The organism is Acinetobacter junii CIP 64.5 (genome assembly GCF_000368765.1).
GTDB classification, from domain to species: Bacteria; Pseudomonadota; Gammaproteobacteria; order Pseudomonadales; family Moraxellaceae; genus Acinetobacter; species Acinetobacter junii.
Window position 1 is genome coordinate 1,933,554 of record NZ_KB849655.1, and the last position, 14,155, is coordinate 1,947,708.

General features: G+C 39.4%; 12 protein-coding genes and 1 pseudogene. 8 read left to right on the forward strand and 5 right to left on the reverse strand.

Annotated features, from left to right (window positions below; all coding sequences use genetic code 11):
* Positions 1–98 precede the first annotated feature (98 nt).
* From F948_RS14720 to F948_RS14735, 4 genes are read left to right on the forward strand one after another with little or no spacing between them, the layout of a single operon-like run.
* Positions 99–1,328, forward strand: a complete 1,230-nt coding sequence (locus F948_RS14720) for an acyl-CoA dehydrogenase family protein (RefSeq protein ID WP_017397593.1) — start codon at positions 99–101, stop codon at positions 1,326–1,328.
* A gap of 13 nt (positions 1,329–1,341) precedes the next feature.
* Positions 1,342–2,463, forward strand: a complete 1,122-nt coding sequence (locus F948_RS14725; protein WP_004965254.1) for a phosphotransferase family protein — start codon at positions 1,342–1,344, stop codon at positions 2,461–2,463.
* A complete protein-coding gene (locus tag F948_RS14730) occupies positions 2,460–3,158 on the forward strand; it encodes a histidine phosphatase family protein (protein WP_004965256.1) in 699 nt (232 codons plus the stop codon). Before F948_RS14725 ends, F948_RS14730 begins: the two co-directional genes overlap by 4 nt.
* Before the next feature lie 19 nt (positions 3,159–3,177).
* Positions 3,178–3,921: an SDR family oxidoreductase gene (locus tag F948_RS14735; protein WP_004914490.1), complete on the forward strand. Its 744-nt coding sequence runs from the start codon at positions 3,178–3,180 to the stop codon at positions 3,919–3,921.
* Positions 3,922–4,437: 516 nt separating this feature from the next.
* Here the strand turns inward: F948_RS14735 and mpl are convergent.
* A complete protein-coding gene (gene mpl / locus F948_RS14740) occupies positions 4,438–5,799 on the reverse strand; it encodes a UDP-N-acetylmuramate:L-alanyl-gamma-D-glutamyl-meso-diaminopimelate ligase (RefSeq protein WP_004965259.1) in 1,362 nt (453 codons plus the stop codon).
* A 175-nt stretch (positions 5,800–5,974) separates the two neighbouring features.
* Between mpl and F948_RS14745 the strand changes: the two genes are divergently transcribed.
* From F948_RS14745 to F948_RS14760, 4 genes are all read left to right on the forward strand, one after another.
* Positions 5,975–6,376 carry a DMT family protein gene (locus F948_RS14745; RefSeq protein WP_164546289.1) on the forward strand — a complete coding sequence of 134 codons (402 nt, stop codon included), beginning with the start codon at positions 5,975–5,977 and terminating at the stop codon, positions 6,374–6,376.
* A gap of 136 nt (positions 6,377–6,512) precedes the next feature.
* A complete protein-coding gene (purE, locus tag F948_RS14750; RefSeq protein WP_004914484.1) occupies positions 6,513–7,025 on the forward strand; it encodes a 5-(carboxyamino)imidazole ribonucleotide mutase in 513 nt (170 codons plus the stop codon).
* Positions 7,026–7,036: 11 nt separating this feature from the next.
* Positions 7,037–8,158: a 5-(carboxyamino)imidazole ribonucleotide synthase gene (locus F948_RS14755; protein ID WP_004965262.1), complete on the forward strand. Its 1,122-nt coding sequence runs from the start codon at positions 7,037–7,039 to the stop codon at positions 8,156–8,158.
* Positions 8,159–8,764: 606 nt separating this feature from the next.
* Complete coding sequence (locus tag F948_RS14760) at positions 8,765–10,057, forward strand: lytic murein transglycosylase (protein WP_004965266.1); 1,293 nt, start codon at positions 8,765–8,767, stop codon at positions 10,055–10,057.
* A 54-nt stretch (positions 10,058–10,111) separates the two neighbouring features.
* Here F948_RS14760 and F948_RS14765 read toward each other — a convergent pair whose 3' ends face one another.
* The 4 genes and pseudogenes from F948_RS14765 to F948_RS14780 form a co-directional block, all read right to left on the reverse strand.
* On the reverse strand, positions 10,112–10,483 hold the full coding sequence (locus F948_RS14765; RefSeq protein ID WP_004914476.1) for a hypothetical protein: 372 nt from the start codon (positions 10,481–10,483) through the stop codon (positions 10,112–10,114).
* Between the two features lie 128 nt (positions 10,484–10,611).
* Entirely contained in the window at positions 10,612–11,508 is an 897-nt protein-coding gene (locus F948_RS14770; protein WP_004965269.1) for a matrixin family metalloprotease, read from the reverse strand.
* Between the two features lie 333 nt (positions 11,509–11,841).
* Positions 11,842–12,756: pseudogene (locus tag F948_RS14775) on the reverse strand (matrixin family metalloprotease).
* A gap of 324 nt (positions 12,757–13,080) precedes the next feature.
* Entirely contained in the window at positions 13,081–13,992 is a 912-nt protein-coding gene (locus F948_RS14780; protein WP_005403973.1) for a matrixin family metalloprotease, read from the reverse strand.
* Positions 13,993–14,155: the final 163 nt, after the last annotated feature.

Sequence of the window (14,155 nt, forward strand, 5' to 3'; positions counted from 1 at the left end):
ATAAAATAAAATCATTTCATTCATAATAAGTTTTCGCTTAAGGTGATGTAAAGCAGCGAATTCAGTTTCGCCACATATTTACCTTGAGGGAAATGATGATGTTTGCATTATCTGAACGTGCACAGGATTTTATTGCTCGCACACAGGCGTTTATCCAACAAGAAATAGAACCAATAGAAAAAGCATTTTGGGATGAAACACATCGTTTAAATGTCGATGGTGATTGGACCAAATGGCAATGGCCAGCACAACTTGAACAACTCAAAGCGAAAGCCAAAGCAGCTGGCTTATGGAATATGTTTTTGCCTGATGCTGAGTTAGGTGCGGGTTTATCGGTTCAGGAATACGCACATATTGCTGAACTCACAGGACGAAGTTTACTGGCTCCGACAGTATTTAACTGTAATGCACCTGATAGTGGCAATATGGAGCTGCTATGGCGTTATGGCAGTCGGGAACAAAAACAACAATGGCTGCAACCACTACTGAATGGTGATATTCGCTCTGTATTCTGCATGACTGAACCTGCGGTCGCATCGAGCGATGCGACTAATATGCAAGCCACGGCAGTGATTGATGGCGATGAAATTGTTCTGAATGGCCGTAAATGGTGGTCATCTGGCTTGGGTGATCCGAATGCCAAAGTGATTATTTTCATGGCTTATACCCCTGACTCAAACAAAGATCGTCATCATCAACACTCAATGGTATTGGTGCCAATCGACACGCAAGGCGTAACGATTGAACGGATGTTGCCTGTGTTTGGTGATTACGATGCACCGCATGGACATGGACAGGTCAGTTTTGACAATGTGCGTGTACCTGTGAGCAACTTTATTGGTGGTGCGGGTCAAGGATTTGAAATTGCTCAAGGGCGCTTAGGACCTGGTCGTATTCATCACTGTATGCGTTGTATCGGTGCAGCGGAAAAAGCGTTAGAACTCATGATTGATCGTGGCATGTCACGCAAGGCATTTGGTAAAGAAATTCTTAAACTTGGCGGCAATTTAGAACGTGTCGCGGAAGCCCGTGTGCAGATCGATCAAGCTCGCTTATTAACGCTGTATGCTGCTTATAAGATGGATACCTTAGGTAATATGGCAGCACTCACCGAAATTTCTGCAATCAAAGTCGTTGCACCGACTGTATTGCAAAACGTCGTTGATATGGCGATCCAAATTCACGGTGGTGAAGGTGTGTCACGCGATACTCCGCTGACAGCATTTTTCAATCAAGCACGCAGTTTACGTTTAGCTGATGGACCTGATGAAGTGCATAAGGGCATGATTGCTAAATTAGAATTGAAAAAACGTGGCTATGGTCGTTAATAAGGATAAAAAAATGACAATGATTGATATCGGCGGTCAGGTTCGTCACGGTGAAGAATTGGATATTTCCGCTGTTGAAAAGTGGTTAAAGGATCAAGGTGTTCAACTGCAAGGTCAAGCACAAGTCACTCAATACTCAGGTGGCGCTTCGAATTGGACCTATCGTTTGCAATACGACAATCAAGATTTAATCCTACGACGTCCACCGAAAGGCACTAAAGCCAAATCAGCGCATGATATGGCTCGTGAATACAATGTGCAGAAGCATCTTGCACCGTTCTACCCAGTCCTACCTGAAATGGTTGCATTGTGTCAGGAAGAGAACGTAATAGGTTGTGATTTCTATGTCATGAAGCGGATTGAAGGCATCATTCCGCGAGCTAATTTACCCAAAGAATTACAATTGGATCAGTCACAAGTTCAACAGTTGTGTCTGAATGTTTTGGATAAATTAATTGAATTGCATCAAGTGCCATATCAAGGTACAGAACTGGAAAAACTGGGCAAAGGCGAAGGCTATTGCCGCCGTCAAGTTGAAGGTTGGGATGCACGTTATAGTAAAGCGCTTACGCCAAATGTACCTGATTTTAGCTTTGTGCGGGAATGGCTACAGCAACATATTCCAGCGGATTCTAAAACTTGTGTCATTCATAATGATTGGCGTTTTGATAATGTCATTTTAGATCCACAACAACCAACTACAGTGATCGGAGTACTGGACTGGGAAATGGCGACTATTGGTGATCCGCTGATGGATTTAGGCAGTGCTCTCGCCTACTGGATTCAAGAAGATGACGATGCATTGATGAAGTCTAGTCGTCGTCAACCGACCAATCTACTAGGCATGCTGACACGTCAACAAGTCGTGGATTACTATTTGGAAAAAACTGGTTTGCAACCTGCCAATTGGGCATTTTATGAAGTGTTTGGTTTGTTCCGTTTGGCGGTGATTGCTCAACAGATTTATTATCGTTATTACCATCAACAAACCGATAATCCAGCTTTTAAGGATTTCTGGATCATGATTCATGCCTTACATATTCGGGCACTAAAATTAATTGCACAAAACAATGCTGAAGCACAGCAATTGATTCCTGAATATGGGGCGAAATTACAGGATATTTTAAAACGATGACCACGATCTATTTGGTACGACATGGGCAGGCATCATTTGGTGCTGCGAGTTATGATCAGCTTTCGGCCAAAGGTGAACAGCAGGCACAGGTGGTGGGTGATTTTTTTAAACATACCTTGAAAGAACGTCCTTTGGTGCTTGCAGGATCAATGCAGCGGCATCAGCAAACAGCACAATTAGCCTTGGCTCAAGGTTTTGATGATGCGCCAATTCAAACAGAGTCGGCTTGGAATGAGTTTGATCATCAACAAGTATTTGCCAAATATGATGAACGTTTTAATCAACCAGAGTTATTGAAGCAGGATGTTGAGTTAATTGCTAATCCACGTGCTTATCTTGCCAAAATCTTTGATGGCGCTATTGAACGCTGGACAGGAGAGCACTATGACCATGAATATCATGAGACATGGTTAGGCTTTCAAACACGTGTAGAAGGTGCTTTGCATGGTTTATGTCAGCACATTGATGCCACACAACCACGTCAGGCTGTAGTGTTTAGTTCAGGTGGTGTGATTTCTGTGGCGGTTGGCAAGGTTCTAGGTTTGAATGCTAAACAGATTTTTGCGCTCAATTGGTCGATTGCCAATGCCAGTATCACCACATTGCGTTGGACAGATGGTCGTTTGCAATTACTCAGTTTCAATGAGCATCATTATTTGAAAGCGCGTGATGCTGAACTCTTAACATGGATATAAATAAGAATAGGTGAAGGAAATGACAAAGACGATTTTAATTACAGGTGCAAGTTCAGGTTTAGGCGCTGGGATGGCACGTGAATTTGCAGCCAAAGGCTACAATTTGGCATTGTGCGCACGCCGTTTAGATCGTTTGGAATCCTTACAACAAGAATTGCAAAGCCAGTTTGCAATTCAGGTCAAAATCAAAAGTCTTGATGTGACTCATTACGATGATGTTTTTACGGTTTTTAAAGCTTTTCAGCAGGAATTTGGGACAATTGACCGGATTATTGTCAATGCAGGTGTAGGTGATGGTCGTCGTATTGGTAAAGGGCATTTTGAAGTAAATCGTGCCACAGCGGAAACCAACTTTATTTCAGCATTGGCACAGTGCGAAGCAGCAGTTGAAATCTTCAGAGCGCAAAATAAGGGTCATTTGGTGGTGATCTCCTCAATGAGTGCAATGCGCGGTTTACCGAAGCATTTGTCGACCTATGCTGCGAGTAAAGCAGCAGTGGCACATTTAGCGGAAGGCATTCGTGCAGAGTTGTTGGATACGCCAATTAAAGTTTCAACCATTTTCCCCGGCTATATTCGTACTGAAATGAATGAGGGTGCGAAAAAACTACCATTTGAAGTGGATGAAAAGACGGGTTGCAAGGCGTTGGTGAAAGCCATTGAGAAGGAATCAGTAAAGGCTTATGTACCTCAGTGGCCATGGTTGCCAATGGGCATAGCAATGAAGATTTTGCCGTTAAAATTGGTGAATAAACTGAGTTAATTACTATTCAAAATAGATCGGAGATATCTCTATTTGGAAAGTTTGACAGCCTCATATAGGCTGAATCATTGACCTGTTTGGATATAGGCATTTACTTACTTTTCAAAGATGAAAAGTAACAAAAATCTTTTGTTGGACTGATGGTATATCCCTATACCACAGTCAAACGGGCGGCATCCATGCCGCCGTCACAATAGTAAATATCAGCAAGAAATTAATTTAATCTGAGTTCGACAAGAAAGACGATACGCGTAAACGTCATCCACAACCTGAGCTAACTAAAGCGTTTAAAGCTTTGAGTTAGCGCAAGACAAACAAAGTGCGTAGTTTGTTGCTCAAGCATAGCTTTCACCTTACGGTACGGCTAAGATTATTAATCTTTGCTATTCGTCCCACAGGTTTTGCCTACTTTTCCCGAAAGAAAAGTAGGGCGAGCCGCAGGCTGATCCAGAAATTAGATAAGAACTTGCAAGACTCCGTTAAGAGAATAGTTTTTTCAGAAAGTATTGACTTTAATTACGACAAAGCCTTAATTAACTTTTGGTGTAAACCACCAAAACCACCATTGGACATGATCACCACAGCATCGCCCTCGCCTGCTTCATTCACTACACGGGCAATGATGTCATCCAAAGAGCGGCTGACTTCAGCCTTGTTTGAAGATGCTGAGATTACAGGTTGTAAATCCCAGTCTAAACCTTCTGGTTGATACCAAATTACCTCATCCGCTAAACGTACAGAGTGCGCCAAACCATCTTTATGACTGCCCATACGCATAGTGTTAGAACGTGGTTCAATGATTGCCCAAAGTTTACGTTCACCAAGACGTTTACGTGCGCCGTCGAGTGTAGTTTCAATCGCAGTTGGGTGATGGGCAAAGTCATCATAGACTTCGATGCCACGCACAGTACCTAACAGCTCCATACGGCGCTTTACACCACCAAAGTTAGATAATGCTTCACAGGCTTGTTCAAGGCTGACACCGACATGCTGAGCAGCAGCAATCGTTGCCAAAGCATTGGCTACACTGTGTTGTCCTGTCATATTCCATTTTACTTCCCCGATTGCCTTGCCATTTTCAAGGACTTTAAAATGACTACCATCGGCACTGATCAGCTCCGCTGATAAAGCAGCTTGGTCATTAGGTTCAAGACTGGTGCGAACCACAGGCGTCCAACAACCTTGTGCTAATACTTCATCAATATTGGTTTCAGTAATTGGAGCAATAATACGACCTTCGCTTGGAATGGTGCGTACTAAATGATGAAACTGTTTTTGAATCGCAGCAAGATCATCAAAAATGTCAGCATGATCAAATTCGAGATTATTTAAAATTGCAGTTTTTGGATGATAATGGACGAACTTAGAACGCTTATCGAAGAAAGCAGAATCATATTCATCAGCTTCCACACAGAAATATTTGCCACCACCTAAACGTGCGCTTTCGCTAAAACCAAGCGGTACACCACCAATTAAGAAACCTGGATTTAAACCTGCTTGATCGAGTACCCACGCCAACATTGTAGTCGTCGTCGTTTTTCCATGTGTACCCGCGACACCTAGGACATGTTTACCTTGTAGCACATGATCAGCTAAGAATTGTGGGCCAGAAATATAAGGTAGACCTTCATTGAGCATATACTCGATGGCATCAATACCACGTTTCATGGCATTGCCGACGATTACAAGATCGGGATGTGGTTGCAAATGGCTGCGATCATAACCTTGCATCAGTTCGATGCCTGCATTTTCGAGTTGAGTCGACATCGGTGGATAAACATTGGCATCTGAACCTGTGACTTTATGTCCTAAATCTCGTGCTAATAGAGCCAAAGACCCCATAAATGTGCCACAAATACCCAAAATATGCAGATGCATAACTCGCCTACTCCACTGCTTTGCATACAGCACGGAACACGTGTGTATGATTGTCGTTATCAATAAAATTCAATCGCAACGATAGCAAGGCTTGCAGTGAAAAGATAGTCAAAATTCGTTGTTGTTCTTCACTTAAAATTTAAGCGAGAAGTGTTAAGATTTCATCGTTTTTAAGATGTATCTATCTCCCTGTTGTCTTTATTTTCCGAATCAGAAGGACGCTATTTTGAGCCCGACGCTTTTAGCCCTGTGTTTATTGATTATTTCAAACTGTTTTATGACCTTGGCATGGTATGGACATCTCAAAATCTTACACGATGCTCCGCTTTGGCAAGCGATTCTATTTAGCTGGTGTATCGCTCTACTCGAATACAGTTTTATGATCCCCGCAACGAAATTATTAAATCAATATGGCTGGAGCTTGGGGGAAATGAAAATTACCCAAGAAGTCGTGACACTATTGGTTTTTGTTCCGTTCATGATTTTTTTATTTAAACAGCCATTTAAATTAGATTATGTCTGGGCAATGTTGTGTTTGCTTGGGTGCGTCTACTTTGTTTTTCGTAATCAGAGCTAGTTTTTCTATGCGATGCTTAATCGTTTCTGTAGTTGGGGATGCCTGAAAAAAACGCTATAATATCCCCCAATTTATTCCTTTGTGCTTGGCGCAAGTCGAGACACTCTCCTCTTTTTATCTTGTTTTGGAAAAGCCAATGAATGCGGTCGCAACAGATAACCAACCTTTAGTCGGGATTATCATGGGTTCTCAATCGGATTGGGCAACACTTGAACATACCGCAAACATGCTCAAACAGTTGGGTGTGCCTTTTGAAGCTGAAGTGGTTTCTGCGCACCGCACACCAGATCGTTTATTTGAATATGCTGAAACAGCACGTGATCGTGGTATCCAAGTGATTATCGCGGGTGCTGGTGGGGCTGCACATTTACCAGGAATGTGTGCAGCAAAAACTGATTTGCCAGTGCTTGGTGTGCCAGTGAAATCTTCGATTTTAAATGGTGTTGATTCGTTGTTATCGATTGTGCAGATGCCTGCAGGTATCGCGGTAGGCACGTTGGCAATTGGCCAAGCTGGTGCGACCAATGCAGCCATCATGGCAGCTCAAATTCTAGGTTTAACACGTCCAGAGATCGCAAAAAATGTTGCAGATTTCCGTACTGCACAAACTGAAAAAGTATCGAGTAATAACATTCCTGGTCAAGTATAACGAGGTTGATCATGAATAAAACCATCGGTATTTTTGGTGGCGGACAGCTTGGACGCATGATGGCGCAAGCCGCTTTACCACTCAATATTCAATGTAGCTTTTTCGAAGCAGAAACAGATTGCCCTGCGGCTATTCTAGGTCCTGTATTTTCAAGTAAAGATCCACAAGCGCTTCAAGCTTTCATCGCAAGTGCTGAAGTATTCAGTCTTGAGTTTGAAAATACGCCTGTAGCTGATGTGGATGTTCTGACTCAGACCAAAACATTACACCCTCCTCGTCTTGCTTTAGCGACGGCTCAGAACCGTTTAGCTGAAAAAGGCTTGTTTGATGAGTTAGCTATTCCTGTTGCGCCGTATCGAGCAGTGGATAGCTTGGAAAGTTTAAAGCAAGCTGTTGCTGAATTAGGCTTACCGATCGTATTAAAAACCGTAACAGGTGGCTACGATGGTAAAGGTCAGTTCGTATTGCGTTCAGAAGATCAAATTGATACAGCTTGGGCAGAACTTGGGCCTGCAAAAAGTCTAATCGCTGAAAGTTTTGTGAAATTCAGTCGAGAAGTATCGATTATTGCAGTACGTGGACAAGATGGCGATGTCAAAACGTGGGCATTGGCAGAAAATCATCATCACAATGGTATCTTGTCACACTCGATTGTTCCTGCGCCAAACAGTACAGATTTACAGCCTGTTGCACAAGATTACATTACCCGTTTATTGAACCATTTGAATTATGTGGGTGTGCTTACGCTTGAGTTATTCGTAACTGAGCAAGGGCTTTATGCCAATGAAATGGCATGTCGTGTACACAACTCAGGACATTGGTCGATTGAAGGTGCGATTTGTTCGCAATTTGAGAATCATATTCGTGCAGTTGCAGGCTTACCACTTGGTGCAACGGATGTTGTTCGTCCAACTGTGATGGTAAATATCATCGGGCAACATCCTAAATCTGAGGACGTTTTAGCGCTGAAAGGTGCTCATTTACATCTTTATAATAAGTCTGAGCGTGCTGGTCGTAAGTTAGGACATATCACTTTGATGCCGAATAATTCTGATGAATTAACAGATTTATGCCGTCAATTGGCTCAAATTTTACCTGTGCCTTTAGCTTTGACGACTGATATGAATATCTAAGTTATCCACAATGCAACGAAAAGCGATCCTCGGATCGCTTTTTTATTGGCTTAATGTTTTTGAATTTAAAAATGTATAAGGAATTTGGTTGTGGATAACTCTTGCTGGTGTTTTGAATTTAAACAAGGTGTCCTTAATTTGAATTTAAAACTGGGTTTTGGTTGTTAGGTTACTTTTAAATTCAAAAGTATGGGGTGAGATTTAAATTTAAACTTGATGATTTAAGTTGTTTTGAATTTAAATTTTAGTGGTGTGTATCAATGACTATATGTTGATTTTAAAGAGAAAATTGGCTTAATTCATCTTCTTGATAGTTTTAGGATGATTGCTAAGGAAATAAATTTAAATTGAGTAGTTTTTTTGAATTTAAAACAAGTTGTATGACTTGGATTGTGTTTTGAATTCAAAAAAGATGTGCTGATTTGAATTTAAAAAAAGATAGGTCAAAGTTTTTAAATTTAAAAATCGCAAGTTTTATGAATTTAAAATATTCATTTAAATTTAAAAGACAAGAAATGAATTCAAAGTTACGATTCCAAACGATACATGCTGTTGCTGCATGCTATCTTGAATACGAAATTTAAATTCAAAAATTCTGGTTAAGACATGAAACATTCTTTGCGTTTTTTTCTAGGCACTGCCTTATTCACTTTATTCAATCAAGCTCATGCGGAACTGGTGATTAATGGTGCTACCATTTCAGCTACCACTGTAACGCCAACTAGCAACGTTTATTCTCCAAGTTCAAATTTTCAGGGATGTTTGGCAAATTTACGTTCTCAAGCCATCGCATCTGGTGTTTCTGCTTCGACCTATGATCGTTATACGCAAAATCTAACGCCAGATTATTCAGTGATTGATAAATTAAATTATCAACCTGAATTTTCGACACCGATTTGGGATTATTTATCTGGTTTGGTTGATAACGAGCGTGTGCAAGCAGGTCAACAGAAACTTACACAGCATCAAGACGTACTACGCCGAGTAGAACAAGCCTATGGTGTTCCAGCAGAGGCAGTCGTTGCTGTTTGGGGGGTTGAGAGTAACTATGGTGATATTTCAGGTAAATATCCTTTATTACAGGCTTTAGGCACTTTGAGCTGTGAAGGACGTCGCCAAGGTTATTTCCGTGGTGAGTTTTTTGCAACAATGCGTATTTTACAGCGTGGAGATTTAACCCAAGACCAACTTTATGGTTCATGGGCTGGAGCATTTGGACATACGCAATTTATGCCATCAACCTATGAAAGCTTAGCTGTAGATTTTGATGGAGATGGTCGCCGTGATTTGGTTTCTAGTACAACCGATGCGTTAGCCTCTACAGCAAATTTCTTGAAAAGAGCAGGTTGGCAAACAGGAATGCCATGGGGATTTGAAGTCAAAATTCCTGATGGAATGTCGATTTCAGGTGAAAGTCGCCGTAATAAAAAATCACTTAATCACTGGATTGCACAAGGTCTTACACGTGCCGATGGTACCGCTTTAATTCAAGGAAATCTCTCTGGTAGTACATTGGCGGGTTTAATGGCACCAGCAGGTTCAAATGGCCCAGTATTTTTGGTCTTCAAAAATTTTGATGCGATTTATAGTTATAACGCTGCGGAAAGTTATGGATTAGCGATTGCTCATTTATCTGACCGATTACGTGGAGGTACGCCATTTTTAACTTCATGGCCGACGGATGATGCGGGTACTTCACGCGCGGAACGCCGCGAAATTCAACAATTTTTACTACAGCGTGGCTATGATATTGGTGCAGTAGATGGGCTAATAGGTGATAAGAGTCGTCAAGCTATTCGACAAGAACAAACACGACTTGGCTTAAATCCAACTGGACGCGCAGGGCAGCAGATATTACGAGCTTTCCGTCAAGAACAAGCAAAACAAATGATGCAATAAATCATTTATCAATAATTTAAAAATAAAAAGGTCTACTCAAAGTAGACCTTTTTCTTAGGGTTCAACGTCTAATTTGACTGCTTCTAAGATATCAAAAATTACCGCAGTCACATCTTGGCTCAAATCTCTATCATTAAAGATTTCATAAGCAGTAATAGTGACATCTGTATCACTTGGTAATTGTTTTTGTTCTTCTTCAATCAGATGTTCGATAGGTAATAGCGTTTGTTTTACTTCTAGATGAAGAATCTCATCATACGTCACATTTTCATCTTCAAGTTCAACGATTTGTTCATTGAAATATGGAATCAAAATTGAGTGGAGATAAGGGCTAATATCTTGAATATTCAAGATCTCAATATCACGAGTTTGTTCAATCGTACTGATGTGGTCGTTCACTTCAATGAGGATATGATAATAACTCATGTTGATCTCCGTTAAGACTAAGATGATGTTTTATCAACACAATAACACGAATAAATCCAAAGAATCGACCTATTCTTGTTACCTGAATAGAAATGTAGATTTCATGTGATTTTATAGAGGAATCATCATTAATTTGTATGATTTAACAGTGCGAGATCAGTTGCTGTTAGTTGGAAGTTTTTGGGATCTTGCTCCTTAATTCGTGGATACATCAATGATTTAGGATTATGTGTGTGTTTCAATCCCAAAGCATGTCCAAATTCGTGGGCTAGGGTTAAGCGTAAATCATCAATCGAAGAAAACTCATAAATAAAGATCTGTTTTCCTTTAAATTGCCCTTTATGAACGAGTTGAGGTGCAAAGTATTGATTAAATCGATCAACGGACTGAGTTAGCTGTTCATGAAGTTGTTTTAATTCATCTGTTTTAACCTGAATTTGTTGATGGTTACGATCATGATCATTGATCAGGATTCTTAAGACGTCTCTTTGCTGATTGAGTAGTTTTGTGCGCTCTTGAAGTAAGTTTAAATTTTTTGTATTTGATTTATTGAGATATTTTTTCTGAGCGCTTGCATAAGCATTGAGTTGGGCCTGATATTTAATTTTTTGTAATTCTAATTGGGTGTGCAATTGTTGAGAGTCTTGCTTCAGTTTTAGCAGTTTTTGATTCTCATCTAACCAGAGTTGTTTTTCCTGTTCTAAATTTTTGAGATTTTCAGTTCGTTTCATACTACGAACTTGACGCTGATCAAAGACTAGATTTACAGTAAATGTGGCTTTAGGATCATAAACAAAATAGCGTTTTCCCGTACCTTGTTCCCAAATAGCGGCAGCTTCTTGACTAATTTCAATCATTTTTTGCTTACTAATGCTTAAGCGAGGATCAAGATCGGCAATACGATAGAGTAGAGGCGAATCATCATCTTCCGCCTCATCCAGATGTTGAGACACAGGGTGAGCATGAGTATGGATTGAGGTAAATGCTGAAATAATGATAAACAACAGCCAAGACAACGGATGCATATACAGGAGATAAACTGGAAAAAGGACGTATTTTATTCAGTTAAAATGATCAGTCAAATTTCTTAAAAAACCATTTTTACTATTTTTTCTTAATAATGGAGTTCTAAATAAAATAGGGAATTGGCTTTAAAATTGCCATTTTTTGTGTTTTTTATGCACAAAATTTGAATATTAAAAATAATTACAGCATGTTAGATTTAATAATAAACTTTGAATATTATATGAAATTAATCTTAATATTTGCTTTCCTATTCATCTGATAAAAAAGTTTGTTTGTTTAATAAATATACCAAATGGTTAAATTTATCGGTGCAAATCAAGTTCTTAATATGATTAATTGACGGTACGAACCAACTCTTGTTGATCTGCATGTGCTAGTGCAAATCGTTCCATATTTTGTTTTTGAATGACAGGATACATTAATGACGTTGGATCATCAGTATGATCTAAACCTAAGGCATGACCGAACTCATGCGCAAGAGTCATACGTAAGTCATCTTTGGAAGAGAACTCATACACAGAGATTTGTTTTCCATTAAATTGACCTTTGTGGAAAAGGCGTGGTTGGAACGTTTGGTTAAACTGATTTGCTGAAAGTGCCAATTGTTGATTGTTTTGGTTTAACCCTTTGATTTGTTGATTTAGTTGTTGCGTTTTTTGACTGTGTTGTTGGATTGCTTGTTTCAATTCAGCAGATTGTTGCTGTAGTTGTTTTTGACGTTGTGCTAGTTGATCTGCCCATTCTTTAGAGGAAGATCACATTTGATTGAAGCGTTGTACATCTGCATTGTATTGTTGGAATTGTGCAGTGAGTTGGCTTTGTCTGCTTGCAATTGAGGCAGTTGCACGTTGTATCTCATCTTTAACTTGTTGTATTTGTAGAGAGTCGATTTCCCATTGCTGCTGTTGTTGCTTAAGTTGATTGAGACCTTGTAAGCGATTTGAAGTGTGTTGTTGACGATCATCGTAAACTAGATTGATTGTAAATTCAGCATTTGGATCATAAATGAAATGCTTTTTACCCGTTTCTTCTTCCCAAATTTTTGCAGCCTGCTGAGTCAGCTCTAGGACTTGTTTGCTACTCAAATTAAAACGAGGATCTATTGGAGCGATACGATAGCGTAGGGGCATGTCAGCAACTTGATGCTGATGCGAAGTTGCATTGTGCGGATTATTTTGAGCATGGCTTAAACTACTAATATTTAGACTCAAACACGCAACAATAATGGATAAAGCTTGATAACGCATGAGCAACATCCCCCCAAATAAAATTCATTTTTGAGCAAAATTTTGATGTCGTCAAAACGCTATCTAATTAATAATTAATATGAAAAAGTGTGATTTTTTTCCTTAAAATAAAAAAAATAATGCGATTCATAGCACAACGCAATAAAAGAGAGATGGAGTCTATATTGTTGTTTTTTTATTCATAACATTAGATTAATCAATGCTTTAAAATTGATCAATTGACTGAAAGTGCATTACTTAAGCTTCTTTTTAGTTAAAAATCAAATTGTTATTTTTTGTAATTTAATTTTTTAATGAGATGTACTTCACCTTCTATAACTTTCTCTATTTCACGCTTTGAAGTAACTCCAAATCAGCAGGTTTTAAACGGAAATCATTGAGGTCTTGATCTTGCATTAATGGATACATCAATGCTTGTGGATCATTATGATGGGAGAGCCCCAGCGCGTGTCCAAATTCATGAGCAAGGGTGAGCCGTAGGTCATTTTCAGATTGGAATTCATATATCAAAATCTGTTTTCCGTTAAATAACCCTTTGTGAAAAAGGCGTGGCTGAAAGCGCTGTCGATATAATTTTACAGAACTATCAAGTTGTTGATCTAGCGAATTTAAGCTGTCAATTTTTCTATTCAGTTCGACAATGTTCTGATTAAAGTTATCAATCTCAAGCCTGAGTTTTTGTACAAGTTGTTGTAATTCGTATTGTTGCTGTTGGAAATATTGGCGATCATGATCAGTAGCGTTTTGTTTAGCCAACAATACTTGATGGTTGTAGTTTTCAATTTGTTGATTTAATTCTTGTTTTTTTCGATCTAGGCTTTGTTTATTGAAGGCTAATTGCTGTTCCATTTGATCTAATTCTTGTTTTTTATTGATCCATTCTTGTTGATTCATTTTGAGTTGATTGAGATGAGCGCGTTGTTGTTCACTCTCAAATTGACGCTCATCATAGATCAAGTGAATTGTAAGCTGAGCATTTGGATCATAAACAATATATTGCTGACCTGTTCCATCGTTCCAAATCGTCGCTGCTTGTTCGCTAATTTGTCGTACTTGTTCGATGCTGAGTTTAAAACGTGGGTCAACATCGCCGATACGATAACGTAGGCGGGTATCAAAAGGATGAAGCACTCGATCTGAAAGCGCATTAAATTTGAGTTGTGGATGTTCCCGACTTTGATAATTTAGCCAAAATACAGCAATCATTATAAATATAACAATCAGAAGGTGAGGCATTTTTTGAATATTCTTGTCTAAGCTTACATTGCATCAATGTTGTAGAAGCATATTATGTTCATACATAAAGTAGCACTACTGTAAAAGAGTGGATTAAGAAAATATATCATTGTGTTTAGGCTTTTGCTTTAATAACGCAATACTTGGAATGATAAAAATAATC

Coding starts and splice junctions, on each gene's coding strand:
- purE (WP_004914484.1), top strand. CDS start 6,513: ATGAATGCGGTCGCAACAGATAACCAACCTTTAGTCGGGATTATCATG.
- mpl (WP_004965259.1), bottom strand. CDS start 5,799: ATGCATCTGCATATTTTGGGTATTTGTGGCACATTTATGGGGTCTTTG.
- F948_RS14720 (WP_017397593.1), top strand. CDS start 99: ATGTTTGCATTATCTGAACGTGCACAGGATTTTATTGCTCGCACACAG.
- F948_RS14780 (WP_005403973.1), bottom strand. CDS start 13,992: ATGCCTCACCTTCTGATTGTTATATTTATAATGATTGCTGTATTTTGG.
- F948_RS14770 (WP_004965269.1), bottom strand. CDS start 11,508: ATGCATCCGTTGTCTTGGCTGTTGTTTATCATTATTTCAGCATTTACC.
- F948_RS14745 (WP_164546289.1), top strand. CDS start 5,975: ATGTATCTATCTCCCTGTTGTCTTTATTTTCCGAATCAGAAGGACGCT.
- F948_RS14760 (WP_004965266.1), top strand. CDS start 8,765: ATGAAACATTCTTTGCGTTTTTTTCTAGGCACTGCCTTATTCACTTTA.
- F948_RS14725 (WP_004965254.1), top strand. CDS start 1,342: ATGACAATGATTGATATCGGCGGTCAGGTTCGTCACGGTGAAGAATTG.
- F948_RS14765 (WP_004914476.1), bottom strand. CDS start 10,483: ATGAGTTATTATCATATCCTCATTGAAGTGAACGACCACATCAGTACG.
- F948_RS14755 (WP_004965262.1), top strand. CDS start 7,037: ATGAATAAAACCATCGGTATTTTTGGTGGCGGACAGCTTGGACGCATG.
- F948_RS14730 (WP_004965256.1), top strand. CDS start 2,460: ATGACCACGATCTATTTGGTACGACATGGGCAGGCATCATTTGGTGCT.
- F948_RS14735 (WP_004914490.1), top strand. CDS start 3,178: ATGACAAAGACGATTTTAATTACAGGTGCAAGTTCAGGTTTAGGCGCT.